The organism is Stutzerimonas stutzeri, from assembly GCF_000590475.1.
In the GTDB taxonomy this organism is placed as follows: domain Bacteria; phylum Pseudomonadota; class Gammaproteobacteria; order Pseudomonadales; family Pseudomonadaceae; genus Stutzerimonas; species Stutzerimonas stutzeri_D.
Map to the genome: position 1 here is coordinate 4,631,700 of NZ_CP007441.1, position 16,050 is coordinate 4,647,749.

14 protein-coding genes are annotated in these 16,050 nt (G+C 61.8%); 6 read left to right on the plus strand and 8 right to left on the minus strand.

The window, feature by feature from the left end:
• Positions 1 to 15: 15 nt before the first annotated feature.
• The 8 genes from CH92_RS21000 to CH92_RS21035 form a co-directional block, all read right to left on the minus strand.
• Positions 16 to 474, minus strand: a complete 459-nt coding sequence (locus CH92_RS21000; protein WP_025243729.1) for a heme-binding protein — start codon at positions 472 to 474, stop codon at positions 16 to 18.
• Between the two features lie 26 nt (positions 475 to 500).
• Complete coding sequence (locus tag CH92_RS21005; RefSeq protein ID WP_025243730.1) at positions 501 to 1,673, minus strand: alpha-hydroxy acid oxidase; 1,173 nt, start codon at positions 1,671 to 1,673, stop codon at positions 501 to 503.
• Positions 1,663 to 2,679: a 2-hydroxyacid dehydrogenase gene (locus tag CH92_RS21010; RefSeq protein ID WP_025243731.1), complete on the minus strand. Its 1,017-nt coding sequence runs from the start codon at positions 2,677 to 2,679 to the stop codon at positions 1,663 to 1,665. Before CH92_RS21010 ends, CH92_RS21005 begins: the two co-directional genes overlap by 11 nt.
• 20 nt (positions 2,680 to 2,699) lie before the next feature.
• Entirely contained in the window at positions 2,700 to 3,614 is a 915-nt protein-coding gene (locus tag CH92_RS21015; protein ID WP_025243732.1) for a dihydrodipicolinate synthase family protein, read from the minus strand.
• Between the two features lie 55 nt (positions 3,615 to 3,669).
• Positions 3,670 to 5,178, minus strand: a complete 1,509-nt coding sequence (locus tag CH92_RS21020) for a tripartite tricarboxylate transporter permease (protein ID WP_025243733.1) — start codon at positions 5,176 to 5,178, stop codon at positions 3,670 to 3,672.
• Between the two features lie 32 nt (positions 5,179 to 5,210).
• Entirely contained in the window at positions 5,211 to 5,678 is a 468-nt protein-coding gene (locus CH92_RS21025) for a tripartite tricarboxylate transporter TctB family protein (RefSeq protein ID WP_025243734.1), read from the minus strand.
• 34 nt (positions 5,679 to 5,712) lie between these two features.
• Positions 5,713 to 6,690 carry a Bug family tripartite tricarboxylate transporter substrate binding protein gene (locus CH92_RS21030; protein ID WP_025243735.1) on the minus strand — a complete coding sequence of 326 codons (978 nt, stop codon included), beginning with the start codon at positions 6,688 to 6,690 and terminating at the stop codon, positions 5,713 to 5,715.
• A gap of 116 nt (positions 6,691 to 6,806) precedes the next feature.
• Positions 6,807 to 7,958, minus strand: a complete 1,152-nt coding sequence (locus CH92_RS21035) for a mandelate racemase/muconate lactonizing enzyme family protein (RefSeq protein ID WP_025243736.1) — start codon at positions 7,956 to 7,958, stop codon at positions 6,807 to 6,809.
• A gap of 216 nt (positions 7,959 to 8,174) precedes the next feature.
• Between CH92_RS21035 and CH92_RS21040 the strand changes: the two genes are divergently transcribed.
• The 6 genes from CH92_RS21040 (at position 8,175) to dctP (ending at position 15,982) form a co-directional block, all read left to right on the plus strand.
• Positions 8,175 to 9,221, plus strand: a complete 1,047-nt coding sequence (locus CH92_RS21040) for a LacI family DNA-binding transcriptional regulator (RefSeq protein ID WP_025243737.1) — start codon at positions 8,175 to 8,177, stop codon at positions 9,219 to 9,221.
• Between the two features lie 115 nt (positions 9,222 to 9,336).
• Positions 9,337 to 11,046: an IlvD/Edd family dehydratase gene (locus CH92_RS21045; RefSeq protein WP_051517621.1), complete on the plus strand. Its 1,710-nt coding sequence runs from the start codon at positions 9,337 to 9,339 to the stop codon at positions 11,044 to 11,046.
• Between the two features lie 68 nt (positions 11,047 to 11,114).
• Positions 11,115 to 11,816, plus strand: coding sequence for a fumarylacetoacetate hydrolase family protein (locus CH92_RS21050; RefSeq protein ID WP_025243739.1), 702 nt, complete (start codon positions 11,115 to 11,117; stop codon positions 11,814 to 11,816).
• Positions 11,817 to 11,936: 120 nt separating this feature from the next.
• Positions 11,937 to 13,100 carry a class C beta-lactamase gene (gene ampC / locus CH92_RS21055; RefSeq protein ID WP_025243740.1) on the plus strand — a complete coding sequence of 388 codons (1,164 nt, stop codon included), beginning with the start codon at positions 11,937 to 11,939 and terminating at the stop codon, positions 13,098 to 13,100.
• 774 nt (positions 13,101 to 13,874) lie between these two features.
• Positions 13,875 to 14,816 carry a LysR family transcriptional regulator gene (locus CH92_RS21065; protein WP_025243742.1) on the plus strand — a complete coding sequence of 314 codons (942 nt, stop codon included), beginning with the start codon at positions 13,875 to 13,877 and terminating at the stop codon, positions 14,814 to 14,816.
• A gap of 173 nt (positions 14,817 to 14,989) precedes the next feature.
• Complete coding sequence (gene dctP / locus CH92_RS21070; RefSeq protein ID WP_025243743.1) at positions 14,990 to 15,982, plus strand: TRAP transporter substrate-binding protein DctP; 993 nt, start codon at positions 14,990 to 14,992, stop codon at positions 15,980 to 15,982.
• Positions 15,983 to 16,050: the final 68 nt, after the last annotated feature.

A 16,050-nucleotide genomic window follows, 5' to 3' on the forward strand; every position in this document is an offset into this window, starting at 1 on the left:
TAAGGACTTTCCGATTCAGCCTGCTCGCTCAACCGCCTCGGCGCCAGCATGGGCCACCTGCGCGGCTTCGCTGCGGTGAACACCGTGAGCGGCAACCGCGCCGATGCAGCGGTCTTCCACGTAGAGCGCGATTGCGTCCGCACCGTAGCGAAGGTGCCGCGTGCCAGACATCAGCGATGCCTCGTCGACCAAACCACATTGCTCGGCGGCGGTGGCCTGTTGAGCCTTTCTGATCGCGCACCGGCCGCTGTCGGGCGGACTGCCGTCGAGTTTCAGCAGGCCAAGCGGCTCGCCCGTGGTATCGACCACTGCGATGGATACCGCCCAGCCATTGCGTTCGGCTTCGGCGCGCGCCGCGCGCAATACTGCTTCGGTGCGTTGTACGCCGAGCTGAAACCGATCCTCCAGCGGCGCAGGCCCGGTATAAATGGCAGCTTCTACGTCCCATAGTCCTGACAGCAGTCCGCGTCCCATAAAACCTCCGCTACCGGGTTTGCGCTCTATTTGTTGTTATTGATCAGGCAATCCCGGGTGACCTCCTCGATACGAGTCAAGCCCAGCAGCGCCATGTCACGCTGCAGCTCGCCCGCCATGAGGTCGATTGCGTGCGTCACGCCTGCCTCGCCCGCATAGGCCGCCGCGTAGTTGAACGGCCTGCCGATGAAGACCATCCGCGCGCCCAGCGCCAATGCCTTCAGCACATCGGTGCCGCGCCGAAAGCCGCTGTCGACCATCACCGGCAATTCGCTGACCGCCTCAACAACGCCGGGCAACGCCTCGAGCGCTGAAAGCGTGCCGTCAAGTTGGCGTCCGCCGTGATTGGACACGATGAGCGCATCCGCACCCACGTCGCGGGCCTTGCGGGCGTCGTCCGGGTGGAGGATGCCCTTGACCACCAGCTTGCCCGGCCACAGCCGCCGGACCAGCTCGAGATAGCGCCAATTGAGGTGGCTGCGACCGGAGAAATCCCGCTTCACGTTGCCGGAGATGATCGCGATGCCACGGGTGGCGTAGTTATTCTCGAAGTGCGGCATGCCGTGATTGAGCAGCGTGCGCATGAAGGTACCGAACAGCCAGCGCGGCCGTATCAGCCCGTCGTAGGCCAAACGCAAACTGGGCCGCAGCGGCGAACTGAAGCCTGAACGTGTGTTGTTGTCACTGTTGGGTGGTACCGGGTAATCGACGGTGATCACCAACTTGTCGAATCCGGCGTTGCGTACGCGCTCGATCAGCGCCTCGATGCCGGCTTCATCGCCAGGCAGGTAAGCCTGAAACCAGTCGGTCTTGCCATTGTTGAGCACATCTTCCATGCGGATCAGCGAACTGCCGCTGAGGATCATCGGGATGCCGGCCCTGGCCGCCGCCTGCGCCTGCACCAGATCGCCGCGGTAGGCCGAGAGCGCGCTGATGCCCATCGGGGCGATGCCGATCGGCAAGGCGTAGCGCTGACCCAGCAGTTCGGTTTCGAGTGAAATGTTGGACACATCCACCATGGCCCGCGGCATAAACGAATACGCGTCGAACGCGCTGCGATTGGCCCGGGCGGTGTGCCCGTCCTCGGCGACATTAGCGATATAGCCATAGATCGGCCGTGGCAGATGGCGCTTCGCAGCGCGATCGAGATCGTGCAGGTTCAAAATCGACTTCAAACGTCGCGGGGGCTTACTGGGCATCGACAGAGCGTTCCTGCTGTAGTGCTGAAAACCCGCTCGGGCGGGCCTCGGGATTGACCAGATCACGCGGGCGGTGGCCGCTTAGAGCCTGACAGATATTCTCCACCGCGCAGTTGGCCATCGCTTCACGGGTTTCGTGGGTAGCCGAGCCGATGTGCGGCAGGGTCACGACGTTATCCATGCGCAGCAATGGCGAGTCGGCTGCTACGGGTTCGCGCTCGAAGACATCGAGGCCCGCCCCGGCAATCAGCCCCTCTTCCAGCGCGCGAATCAGCCCGGCTTCGTCGACCACCCGGCCGCGCGCGATGTTGATCAGGAATGCCGAGCGTTTCATCAATCGGCATTGTTCATAACCGAGCAGGTGCTCGGTCTGTTCGGTCAGCGGTACGGTCAGGCAGATGAAGTCCGATTCGGCCAGCAGTTGCTCGAAGCTGCGCCGCTCCAGCCCCCACTCGGCTTCCAGCTCGGGCTTGGGCGACGCATTGCTGTACAGCACGCGCATGTCGAAGCCGAGTGCGCGGCGGGCGATAGCTCGGCCGATGCGCCCGAGCCCAACAAGGCCGAGGGTCTTGCCGTGCACGTTGCTGCCGAAATGCGGCTCGCCGACATGCTGGGTCCAACGCCCTTCGCGCACCATGTTCGCCAGCTCGACCAGGCGCCGGGCGCTGGCCATGATGAGCATGAAGCCGGTGTCGGCGGTGGTTTCGGTGAGTACGTCCGGGGTGTTGGTCAGCAGAATCCCGCGACGGCTCAGCTCGGCCACAGGCAGGTTGTCGTAGCCCACCGAGATGGTGGCGATGGCCTCCAGCAGCGGTGCCTCGTCGAGCAGCGCCGGGGTGACCAGCAATTTACCGCCGATGAGCCCGTGAGCCTGGCGCAGTGCGCTGGCGACTGCCTCGGGCTGCTGCTCGGGCTCTTCGAAATAGTCGACCTCGAAGGCCTCGCGCAGGCGCTGCAGGTGCGAGGCCTTCAGGCGACGCAGGGCAACGATTCGTTTCTTGTGCATCGATAACTCCCTGCTCAGCTTTATTTGAGGCCGGGCATGTCGAATCCGGCGTCGTCGAGCAGCGCGAACAGCTCACCGCGCTGCTGCTCATTAAGTTCGACCAGTGGCGGCCGCAGCTGCGCCCATTGCTCGTCGCCGCTGAACCGGGCGGTAGCCGCTTTGAGCGCCGAAATCACCGGGAAGCGCTCGAAAATCTTGCGGGTTCGCACCAGGGCGGCCTGTTGCTCATCGGCATCGCTGGCTTGCCAGTCTTTCGCGAGCCGTGCAATGGGCCCGGGATTGACGTTGGCCGTGGCACTGATGCAGCCAGCACCCCCGGCACGCAGGGTCTGTAGCAGAAAGGCTTCACTGCCGGCATAGACCTCGAAGCCGTCCTGACCGAACTGCTCGATCACCGCCTGAGTGTTGGTCCAATCCCCGGAGCTGTCCTTCAGACCTGCAATATTGTTCGGGTACGCCCTGAGCAGCCGTTCGATCAATGCCAATGACAACGGCACCTGGGAGACCGGCGGGATGTGATAAAGGTAGATGCGCAAACGCTCATCGCCAACCCGCTCGATCACCTCGCTGTAATAACGGAACAGCCCCTCGTCGGACACGCCCTTGTAGAAGAACGGCGGGAGCATCAGCACCCCTTTCACACCCATGGCTGTCGCGTGACGGGTCTGCGCGACCGTGTCCGGCAGTGCGCAACTACCGGTCCCTGGCATCAGCCGGGCGGCAGGCACGCCTGCATCGATGAGCGCATCGAGCAGACGGATCTTTTCGCCAGCGACCAATGAATTGGCTTCTGAGTTGGTGCCAAACACGGCCAGCCCTACGTCCTGGTCCAGCAGCCAGCGGCAATGCGCTACGAAACGCTTGGTATCCGGTGAGAGATCCGCGCCAAACGGCGTGATTACCGGCGACAATACGTGCCCCCTGTCTTGACCCATGCTGCTCTCCTCTTTTTTTACTTATCAGGCAGCCCTGGGGCCGCCTCCCATGAATTCAGGCCAGCCGGCTACGACGGCGCAGCGGTGCGAGCAGCCAGCGGAATACCGGCGTCGCCTGCAAGATCGACAGCAGCGCGATGGACAGCAGCACCACGGCGATCGGGCTGGTCAGGAAGATCCGGTAGTCGTCGTTGCCGATCAGCATCGACTGGTGGAAAGCGTTCTCCATCACAGGACCGAGAATCAGACCGATGACCATTGGCGCTGGGGATACGCCGGCCTTGGCCAGCCAGTAGCCAAACAGGCCGAAACCGAGCATCAGCCCCACTTCGAACAAGCTGTTATTGAGCGCATAGGCACCGATCACGCATAAGGCGATGATGGCGCAGGCGATAAAACCGTCCGGAATTCGGGTAACCGCCACACTGGCCTTGGTGAACATCAGGCCAACGCCGAGCAGGCCGATGTTGGCGAAGATCACCGCCCAGATCAGCGTATAGGTCACATCACCATAGTCGGTCAGCAGGTTCGGCCCGGGCAGAATGCCTTGCACCATCAGCGCGCCGAGCAGGATCGCGGTGGCCGAGCTGCCGGGAATGCCAAGAGCAATGGTCGGAATCAACGCGCCACCGACTACCGCATTGTTCGCCGCCTCGGGCGCCGCGACGCCGGCCGGGTCGCCATTACCGAAGCGACTTTTATCCTTGGCGAAGCGCTTGGCCTCGTTATAGGCGAACCAGCTCGCGGTATCGCCGCCAGTTCCCGGAATCAGACCGACCACGATGCCGATTCCACTGGAACGAAGGATGTTGGGCATCAACGCCTTCAGCTCGGAAAGCTTGGGAATCAACCGGTCGGTGATGCGGCTGGCGACCTTGGTGGCACCGTGCGAGTTCTCGATCAGCGACAGCGCCTGGGGTATCGAGAACAAGCCGATCAATGCCACGGTAAAGCTGATCCCCGAGAACAGGTTGATGTTGCCGAATGCCATGCGCGGCGTACCGGTCATCAGGTCCATGCCCACGGTACTGATCAGCAATCCGACCGCCCCGGAAAACAGCCCGTTGATCACAGACCCCTGCGCCAGCGAGCCGATGATGGTGATACCGAGCACGGCGATGGCGAACAGCTCGATGGGGCCGAACTCGACCACGATGCTGCCGAGCAGCGGTGCCGCCAGCAATAACGCGATGCCGCTGATGGTGCCGCCAATGAAGGAGGCGAACAGGGAAATCCCCAGCGCCTTGCCCGCCTGGCCCTGCTGCGACATCGGAAAGCCGTCGAGCACCGTCGCGGCGGCCGACGGGGTACCTGGCGTGCGCAGCAGTATCGCCGCGATGGAACCACCGTAGGAGGCGCCGACATAGAGCGAAGCGAGCATGCTCAAGCCGGTCGCGGTGTCCATGCTGAAGGTCAGCGGCAAGAGCAGGGCCAGCGCCATGGTGGCGGAGAGCCCCGGCATGGCGCCAACGAACAGCCCCAAAAGGATGCCGCCGAAGATGGCGGCGAAGTTAGCCAGGGTCAGTACGTTGACCAACCCTGTCATGACGATCGAACTTTCCACGGAAAAAGCCTCGTCGAAAAGGAAGGGAGCGATCAGGCGATCGCTGACGGCAACAGCGGTATGGGAAGCCCCAGAAACTGCACGAATACCAGGCATACCACCGCCACCAGCACCACCGTACCGATCACGGCGAAACGCACCGAGACGGTACGGATCAGCACCAGCGCCACGCCCATGAACAGCACGGTCGCCAATACATAACCGAGCGTGGTGATGGCTGCGACGTAGGCAATCGCCAGGGCGAAAACAAGGGCGGTCACCGCGTAGCGCGGCGGGCCTTGCACTTCGTCGACGGCCTCTGGCGGCACCGCCTCGATCCGCCTTGCCGCGCGCCAGCGCAGCAGTTCCGACCCCACGATTGCCAGCGACAGCAACCCGACCGTCACGGAGTAGATCAGCGGCATCTGCGCAGCGGCCTCCGGATAGCCGTGCGCATTGGTGTAAAACGCCGCCGCCAGGGCTATACCGAAGAGCCCGAGTACCAGCCTGTTCTTGTTCATGGGCACCTACCCTCGTTCAGTCCGGCGGATGGCTTCACTGTTGTTTGCCACCGACTTCGCTCCAGATGCCTTGGAACTCTTTTTCCATGCCTTCGAACATCTGGCCATACTCGTCGCCGGTCACGATGTCGATATGAAGCGCGCGCTTCTTGGCATCGTCGAGGAACGCCTTGTCGGTCTTCAGTTCTTCGAACGCGGCGATCAGTTGATCGCGAGCCTCATCCGGAATACCGGCCGGCGCGCTGTAGCCACGTGAAGAGCCGGCAACTACGTTGATGCCTTTTTCTTTCAGCGTCGGCACGTCGGGCAGACTCTCGAAACGCTTGTCCGCGAACACCGCCAGCGCCTTCAGGTTGCCGCTCTGGATCTGGCTATAGACGTTGCCGACGTTGTTGAAGCTGACATCGATCTTGTTGCCCATCGCCGCGGTGGCCGACGGGCCGTCGCCCTGGAACGGCACCTTCTTGAAGGACAGACCGGTGGCCTTCTCGATCACCAGCGTGGTGAAGAAATCATCGCCACCCACACCGGAATTGCCGACCGTGACACGACCGGGTTTTTCCTTGGCTGCCGCAAACAGATCCTCGATGGTGTTGTAGGGGCTGTCCTTGGCCACCACGGCGATACCCGAGTCGGTCACCACGTTGGCGATCGGGGTCAGGTCCTTGATGTTGTAGGTGATGGCGTCGTTCATGATGTAGTTGGTCATCAGCATCGGCGTGTTGGTGATGCTGATCACCGTGCCGTCCTTCTTCGACTGCTTGGCCAGACGCGTCCAGGCGATCGCTCCGGTTGCGCCGGGGATGTACTCGTTGACGAAGTTCGCGCCGAGCTTTTTGGTCAAATAGGGCTGCACCAGCTGCGCCAGTACGTCGCTGCCGCCACCGGGCTTGAAGCCCTGCAGCACAGCGATTTCGTCACCGGCGACATATTCCGCCTGGGCGGCGAAAGGAACGGCAAACGCTGTAACGGCGGAAAGGACGGCAACGGACAGTTTCTGGTTGATCTTCATTTCGCTCACTCCACATTTCTTGTTGGATTTATGGTGTCGGGCCACGCAAGCCCAGACGTGGTCAGAGGCGGCAACCGTGCGCCACCGCTCCTACAGCGGGTGATTCCAATCTTTACTCAGCGGTTGTTTCCGAGTGTCATCCAGGACTGGTCGTCAGCCGCGATCGAGTAGCGCGCAACGGCTTGCTCATCGAAGTTGAAGCCGAGCCCAGGGGTCTGGTGCAGCTTGATATAGCCATCCTCCTGCTGAAGCTGCTGGTCGATCAGACGACGGAAGTTGAGCACCTGGTCGTCCCAGAAGAACTCCACGTAGCGTGCGTTAGGGGTCGCCGCCACCAGCGGCGCATGCACGTCGTGGAACCAGTGCGGGTACATCGGCACACCGTAACCGGCGGCCATCGCGGCGATGCGACGCCATTCGGTAATACCTCCGCAGACCACCGCGTCGGTCTGCAGGATGGCCGCGCCGCCCTTGTCGAGCAGCTCCTTGTGGCGCCAACGGCCTACCTCCACCTCGCCGGTGGCGATGGGAATCGACGTGGCACGTGCCAGCCGTGCGTGGCTGTCGATGTCGTCGACCAGAAACGGCTCCTCGACGAAGGCCGGGTTGTAGCGCTCGAAACGGCGCACGTACTGCAGCGCCTCGGTGACATCGCTCCAGCCATTGTTGACGTCCAGCATCAGCTCGACGTCGGGGCCGATGGCTTCGCGTGCCGCCGCCACCCGCGCCTCTTCTTCCTTGGGCGACAGACGACCGGTTTTCATCTTCACCGCTTTGAAGCCTAGCGATACGTAGTGCGCCATCTCTTCGCCGAGCAATGCGGGGGTCTTGCCGTCGAGGTAATAGCCGCCGCTGGCGTAGGCCGGTACACGATCGGCACTGGCCGCACCGAGGTAGCGGTGCAACGGCAGGCCGGCGCTGCGTGCATTCAGGTCCCAGAGAGCCGTGTCGAGAATACTGATGGCGCGCATGACCACACCGGCGCGGCCCTGCAGCAGAGCCTCCTGGTACATCTCGCGCCACAGCGCCTCGACGTCCAGCGAGTCACGACCCAGCAACACGGGGGCGAGCAGTTTTTCCACCGCGATCGGCAGCAGCTCACCGCCGGCACTGCCGACGTAGCAGAAACCGATACCGGTTACGCCGTCTTCAGAGGTCACCTTGACCAGGCCATAGTCCCGGGCATGGACCGTACGGTTGGAGAACGAAGTGACTCGGTCCAGCGGCACGCGGGCTGCGCAAACAGAGATGGAGCGGATTATTGCCATTGTTTTTCCTCATCTCGAAGCGATGTAAGCGCTTTCATTCCCTGTCTCGAAATTCCTGAAAACACAGTATCAGGAGTCGATTAAGGGAGTTAGAGCAGCTATGTAATCGCTTACATTTCGAAAATAATGCGATGTAAGCGTTTACAAAAACTTAGTTTCGGTTTTTCCTAATGTCAAACGACATTTGCTAAACGGCAAAATCAGAAGGACATGGAAATGGATGACTCGGTATCTGACTTCTCACCACTGCTGTCGCGGGCCAGCTTGCAAGATGTCGCCCGATTGGCTGGTGTGTCGACGGCAACGGTATCGCGGGTCATCAACGGCAGCGCGACGGTCAGTGACGAGAAGCGCCACGCAGTGCAGCACGCCTGTGATGAGCTCGGCTATGTGCTGAACGCAGCAGCGCGGACCTTGGCTTCGAGGCGCAGCATGACCATCGGAGCCGTCGTCCCGACGCTCGCGACAGAAACGTTCTCTCGCCCGCTTGCGGCTTTTCAGCAGACGGTCCACGAAGCCGGCTACACCCTGCTCGTCGCCAGTTTCGGCTTCGACGCGCAGGTTGAGCTGAAGGAAGTGCAGACCATGCTGGAGCATGGCGTGGACGCGCTGATGGTGGTTGGCCGCACCCATGATCCGAAGATGTGGGACCTGATCAATCGCAAGCGGATTCCCTGCGTTCAGGCCTGGTCGCAGGACAGCGATCGCCCCAGCGTCGGCTTCGACAACGTCGTCGTAGCGCGGCAGATGGTCGAACATCTGCTCTCCCTGGGCCACCGCAAGTTCGGCATGATCGTCAACGAACGGTCGTTCAACGATCGTGTCGGTGACCGGATCGCAGGCACCCAGGCGCGCCTCGCCGAAGAGGGGTTGGACCTGCCCGCTCAATGGCGTGTGGCGGCTGACCTTACGCTTGAAAGCGCGATCGTGGCCATGCAGCGTCTGCTGCGCGGCCCGACCCGCCCCACTGCCGTCATTTGTGCCAACGATCTGCTGGCGTTCGGCGCACTGTTGGCCGCCAAGAACCTGGGCGTTCGTGTGCCCGAAGACATTTCCGTCGTCGGTTTCAACGACTTCGACTACGCCAAGTACATGTCTCCGCCGTTGACCACCATTCGCGTGGATCTTGCGCAGATAGGCGCTTTTGCCGGCGCCTATCTGCTCGAAGCCCTGGCGGGCAAGCGGCCCATGGGGCTGATCGAGACGACTACCGAGCTGGTAGTGCGGGGAAGCTCTGGCCCGGCTCCGACCGGGCTCGAATAACCCACCTGCCGCACCATCACCCAGTGCCGAACGCTACGGCACCGTTCCAACCCATCGAGAGGAAACGCCCGTGACCGAAAATAATGACAACAAGGCCAACCATCCCGCACAAGGCATGCGCAAGGGTCTGACCAATTACGGCGATGCTGAATTCTCATTGTTTCTGCGCAAGGCCTTCATCAAGGGCGCCGGTTATTCCGACGATGCCCTGTCGCGGCCAATCGTCGGCATCACCAACACCGGTAGCGGTTTCAACCCCTGCCATGGCAATGCGCCGCAGCTGATCGAAGCGGTCAAGCGCGGCGTCATGCTGGCGGGTGGGTTGCCCGTGGATTTCCCGACCATCTCGATCCATGAAAGCTTCGCCCACCCCAACAGCATGTTTCTGCGCAACCTCATGTCCATGGACACCGAGGAAATGATCCGCGCCCTCCCGATTGACGCAGTGGTACTGATCGGCGGCTGCGACAAAACCGTGCCGGCCCAGCTGATGGGCGCCGCCAGTGCCGGGGTGCCGGCCATCCAGCTGGTCAGCGGCTCGATGCTGACCGGCTCGCACCGAGGCGTGCGTGTCGGCGCCTGTACCGATTGCCGGCGCTTCTGGGGCATGTACCGCGGCGATGAGATCGACCAGCAGGAAATCACCGAAGTAAACGACCAGCTGGTGGCCAGCGTCGGCACCTGCTCGGTCATGGGCACCGCCAGCACTATGGCCTGCGTCACCGAGGCGCTGGGCATGATGCTGCCCGGCGGCGCCACGCCACCGGCGGTCACTGCTGACCGCATCCGCATCGCCGAGCGCACCGGCACGCAGGCGGTCGCGATGATTCAGGCGGGCATTACGCCGGACCGGATTCTCACCGAGAAAGCCTTCGAAAACGCACTGATGGTGCTGCTCGCCATCGGCGGATCGACCAATGCCATCGTGCACCTGTCAGCAATTGCCGGCCGCTGTGGCATCCGTATCGACATGGACCAGGTCGATGCACTCGGCCGCAACATCCCGGTGCTGGTCAATCTCAAACCGTCCGGTACGCACTACATGGAAGATTTGCACAAGGCCGGCGGACTCGCGCCCGTGCTGCGTGAACTGCGGCCCTTCCTGCACCTTGACGCATTGACGGTCACCGGACGCACGCTGGGCGAAGAGCTCGATGACATCGCCGCGTTCCCGCAAGAAGTGGTGCGTCCACTGGATAATCCGATCTATCCACAGGGCGGCATTGCCTTTTTGCGTGGCAACCTGGCACCCGATGGGGCGATCATCAAGCAATCCGCTGCCAGCGCCGAGCTGATGGAGCATGAAGGCCGGGTGGTGGTATTCGATGGCCTGGAGGATCTGGCTCAGCGCATCGACGACCCAGACCTCGACGTGAATGCCGACGACATCCTGGTGCTGAAGAATATTGGCCCGAAAGGCGCGCCCGGCATGCCCGAAGCCGGTTACATCCCCATCCCGCGCAAGCTGGCGCGGGCCGGCGTGAAAGACATGGTGCGCATTTCTGACGGCCGTATGAGCGGCACGGCGGGCGGCACCATCATCCTGCACGTCACGCCCGAGGCGGCCGTTGGCGGGCCACTTGCACTGATCGAAAGCGGTGATCGCCTGCGCCTGAGCGTGGCCGAGCGCGCCCTGGACCTGCTGGTCAGCGACGAGGAGCTGACGCGCCGACGTGATGCCGCCAAACTCCCCGAACCGCGAGAAGGAGACGGTCGCGGTTACCGTAAGCTGTTCCTCGAAACCGTGACACAGGCGGATAGCGGCTGCGATTTCGACTTCCTGCGCAGCCTGGACGAGGCGGGAAGCGTGCCGCAACGCAAATGAATGATTTCGTCGCGCCGTACCAGCGGTGCGGCGATAAACATCGGTAACAAGAACCCGGAGTCTGCAACGTGAATTCGATTGACCAGAACGACTACCTCTTCACCCCGAGCATCCCCAGCCTCGCCATTGCGGATAGCGACCAGCGCTTCCCGGTGCGGCGCGTGTATTGCGTCGGCCGTAACTACGCCGAACACGCGCGTGAAATGGGCCACGACCCAGACCGCGAACCACCCTTCTTTTTCACCAAACACCCGGACAGCCTGCTGCCGGACGGCAGCGTATTCCCCTACCCGACAGGCACCGAAAGCGTTCATCACGAGATCGAGATGGTCGTGGCCATCGGCCGCGGCGGTGCCGACATTCCGGTCGAGCAGGCGCTCGAACATGTCTACGGTTACGCCGTGGGGCTGGACATGACCCGCCGCGACCTGCAAGCCGAAGCGAAAAAGATGGGCCGCCCGTGGGCGGTCGCGAAAAGCTTCGATCATGCGGCACCCTGCTCGGCGCTGGTGCCGGCTGAGAAAATCGGTCATCCGACCGAGGGTCGCATCTGGCTCGAGATCAATGGCGAAACCCGCCAGGAAGGCGACTTGGCAGAGCTGATCTGGAGCGTGCCGGAAGTGGTCGCCTACCTGTCGCGGCTGTTCGTGCTCGAGCCCGGCGACCTGATCATGACCGGCACCCCGGCGGGCGTCGGACCGGTGCAACGCGGCGAACATCTGAGCGGCGGCGTACAAGGCATCGGTACGCTGGACATCACGGTAGGCTAAGCGTTGAGCCATACGTCATCACCGAACGGATGATCAGTCCCACCACGTAGCCGCAACGCTTCTGCAAGCGGCTGCCGGGTGGTAGGTTTCAATTCCTTCAGGTGATATCGAGAATCCGCGATGCATTCGCTTTGCACATGCCGGGGGCGGTGGTTAGCCGTCGCGGTAGCGTTGGCGTTCAGTTGCACGACCGTGGCCGATACCGAACACGACCCCATCGATGCAACCGTGGCAGACGCCGCCCAGACCCTGATGGCGCAGTACGCCATTCCGGGTCTGGCCATCGCGGTGACGGTGCAAGGCAAGCAGTACTTTTATAACTACGGTGTAGCCTCGAACGCGACGCAGCAGGCCGTGACTCGCGAAACCCTGTTCGAGATCGGCTCGGTCAGCAAGACGCTGACGGCCACCCTGGCTGCCTATGCCGAAGCCCAGGGCAAGCTTTCACTCACCGACAGTCCCACTCGCTATCTGCCCACCCTGCAAGGCAGCAAGCTCGACCAGATCACCCTGATCGACTTGGCCACCCATACGGCCGGTGATTTCCCGTTGCAACTGCCCGACGATATCCGCAACGACCGGCAACTGACGAATTACTTCAGAGCCTGGCAGCCACACTACGCACCGGGCACACGGCATACCTACGCCAATCCCGGCATGGGTCTGTTGGGCATGGCGGCGGCCAGCAGCCTGGGACTTTCGTATGTCGACGCCTTGCAGACCCAGCTGCTACCGAAGCTCGGGATGCGCAACACCTTCATCGACGTGCCTTCAAGCGAGATGGCGCGCTATGCCCAGGGCTACAACAAGGATGGCGATCCGGTCAGGCTGAACCCCGCGCTGCTCGCTAACGAAGCCTACGGCGCGAAAACCACCAGCCAGGATCTGCTGCACTTCATCGAAGCGCAGCTCGGCGCTGTCGAAACGGACAGCTTGGTCAGACAGGCGATAAAGACGACCCGAACCGGCTATTACCAGGTCGGCGCCATGACTCAGGCGTTGGTATGGGAGCAGTACGAGTACCCGGTAGCGTTGGACGATCTGTTGGTCGGCAATGGCAGCAAGATGGTGCTCGAAAGCCAGCCCGTGAAGCCAATCTCCCTGCCCCTGCAGCCGCAGACCGATGCCTGGGTCAACAAGACCGGCTCAACCAACGGATTCGGTGCCTACGTAGCCTTCATACCCGCCAGGCAGCTGGGCATCGTCATCCTGGCCAACCGGTACTACCCGAACGAGGAGCGGGTGAAGCTCGCTTACCGCATCCTGGGCCAGCTGGCTCAATAGCCAGTCATGGCCGGCCGCCCAGGGCCCCGCAGCTCAAGACTCGCCGCTTTGGTGGGCTGAAGCGGAGCGCCGCTCGACCCCACCCTGTGCAGCTTGCTTGCGTGGCTATCGTGCCGGCCGGCCCCTAGGTGCAGGTTTCCGCCCACTGGAGCCTGATCGGTCGCGGCTGCCTCGGTCTAGAAGATGGCCAAGGCGATCGGCTTTCGATCAGCGGTTCAGCGCAAGTAGCGGCACCTGCTCAACCGAGCCCGGCTACCGGTCCACCTCCGCGTCGGTCAAATCCTGGGCCGTCGAGGCGGCCGGCTCAACTCGGCCAAGTTCCGATTTCCCAGCATCAGGGTCGTCTGATCGAATTCCCAGAGCCATCAGCAGCGTCTCGGAGACCTCCCTGAAGGAATACCCATCGGCCCATATCTGCGTGTTGCTGTTCAGCCTGTTATCCATTTCGTTCCATATCCTCGGCGGGAGCGTCCGTCCTGCCGACGTCGATTGTTGTGAGCGTTTGCCAAGCGGCAACACACAACCAGAGCATCGAACGTGCCATCATGCTGGCAAACATTTTTATCTTTATATTCAACAACTTATAAATTTACTTGTTCACGAGCGTCATGCGACTTGCATGGAACACGTTGCACGCCCATGCGTTGTGCACGCAAGGTCACACCGGTCCGGTAGGCATCGCGCTTTGTTAAATCGCGCATCGTCCGCCTCCGACAATCGAGCCCGAAGCAGGTTGGCGTAGGCATAATCCACTCCCTTCTGGAGTGCCGGCCCATGCAGATCGACGAAGAACTCACCCTGAAAAAGCTGGAAGTGTTTCTGGCCTTCATGCACAGCGGAAATTTGAGCAAGGCAGCCGCCGACCTGAACACCAGCAACGTCAGCGTTCACCGTGCCATCCATTCATTGGAGAGTGCGCTGCGCTGCCCGCTATTCAGGCGTGAGGGACGCAACCTCATCCCGATGGAAAGCGCCTTCGTGCTGGAGGAGCGAGCCCAGCATTTGATCAAGGACGTCGTCGAAACTGTCCGGCAGACGCGTGAGGCGGCCGGCTTCTCGGCGGAACGGTTCAAGCTCGGCGCGTTGTACTCATTGACCGTGAAGACGGTTCCGCAGCTGATCATGGGGCTCAAGCTGCGCCGCAGCGAGCTGAATATCGACCTGATCCTCGGCTCCAATGTCGACTTGCTCTACAAGCTGAAAAACATGGAGCTGGACGCCGTCCTGATCTCCCTCGACGACAGCCTCATCAATATCGACTGCGAGCAGTTGCTGCTGTTCGCCGATGACATCTTTCTGGCCGTACCCACCGATTCTCCCTTTGCCGAGCAAGCGGAGGTCGATCTGGGCGAGCTGCGAGATGCCACCTTCATTACCCTTACCCAGGGCTTCGCCACCCATCGCGACAGTGCTCGGGTATTTGAGCAGGCGGGCTTCAAGCCGAACGTGGGCATGCAAGTCAACGACATTTTCACCCTGCTCAGCATGGTCAGCTCCGGCGTCGGCTACGCCCTGCTTCCCGGGCGCGTCGCGGCGGTGTACGAAAACCGCATCCGGCTGATTCCCTTGCAAAGCAAATACCGCTTGCAACAGCAGATCGGCGTGGTGTTCCTGAAGGCCAAGGAGCGCGACCCCAACCTGCTCGCGCTGGTTGCGGAATGCCGCATGTATCGGTCCAGATCGCCGGCTCTTCCGGAGCCTTCCAGCAATCATTAACTTAGTCGTAACGATGCTAGGGAGGTCTTAATTGATCCACCTCCCCGTGCACGCTAGCCTGCATTTCACCCAAGCAAGGAAGCTCGGATAACAAGAAGAAATTCCTGTGACGTAATAAAAATAACTATGAGCCGCGTCGCGCGGTTCTGAAGTGTCAATCTAGGAGAATTCCAATGAAAGCCCTACTCCGTACGTCGGTTGTAGCTGCAATGCTGGTCGCCAGCATGCCCAGTTTCGCCGAAACCGTACTGCGCGCGTCCCACCAGTTTCCCGGCAACCAGGGCGACCCCCGCGACGAAATGGTGCAGATCATCGCCCGCGAAGTTGCCGCCGCCAATGTCGGTCTGAAGGTTCAGATCTATCCTGCGTCGTCCTTGTACAAGGCCACTGAGCAATGGGGCGCCCTGACCCGAGGGCAGCTCGACATGACGGCCCTGCCGCTGGATTACGCGTCCGGCCGTGTACCGCAATTCTCCGCCACACTGATGCCCGGGCTGGTGAAGAACTATGACCACGCCCAGCGCCTGAACGAGTCGGACTTCATCAAGGAAATACACGCGATTGCCGAGAAGAACGGCGCGATCATCCTGGCCGATGCCTGGCTGGCCGGTGGGTTCGCCTCCAAGGAAAGCTGCATTACTTCGCCCGACACCATCAAGGGCCAGGTCATCCGCGCCGCCGGGCCGGCCTTCGAAAACATGCTCGCCGCCGCCGGTGCCTCGATATCGTCGATGCCGTCCTCCGAGATCTACAGCGGCATGCAGACCGGCGTACTGGACGCCGCCAACACATCGAACGACAGCTTCGTCTCGTACCGCCTGTATGAACAGGTGAAATGCCTGACCGCGCCGGGTGAAAACGCCCTGTGGTTCATGTATGAACCCGTCCTCATCTCCAAGCGCACCTTCGACAAGTTCACCCCGGAACAAAAGGAAGCCATGCTCGCCGCAGCAAGCAAGGCCGAAGCCTACTTCGCCGAGGAAGGTCCCAAAGGCGAGCAGCGGATGAACGAGACCTTTTCCAAGGCCGGCGTCAAGGTCGTGAGCCTGAGCAAAGAGGAACACGACGCCTGGATGCAAGTCGCGCGCGACTCTTCCTACAAGTACTTCGCAGAGAAAGTCAAAGGCGGCCAAGACCTTCTGGACAAGGCACTCGCCGTGCAGTGATGCACCACATGGCCGCTTCCTCAGCGGCCTTCGCTGTGTTCGAGCTCGCGCCGCGCTCCTGCTTTATG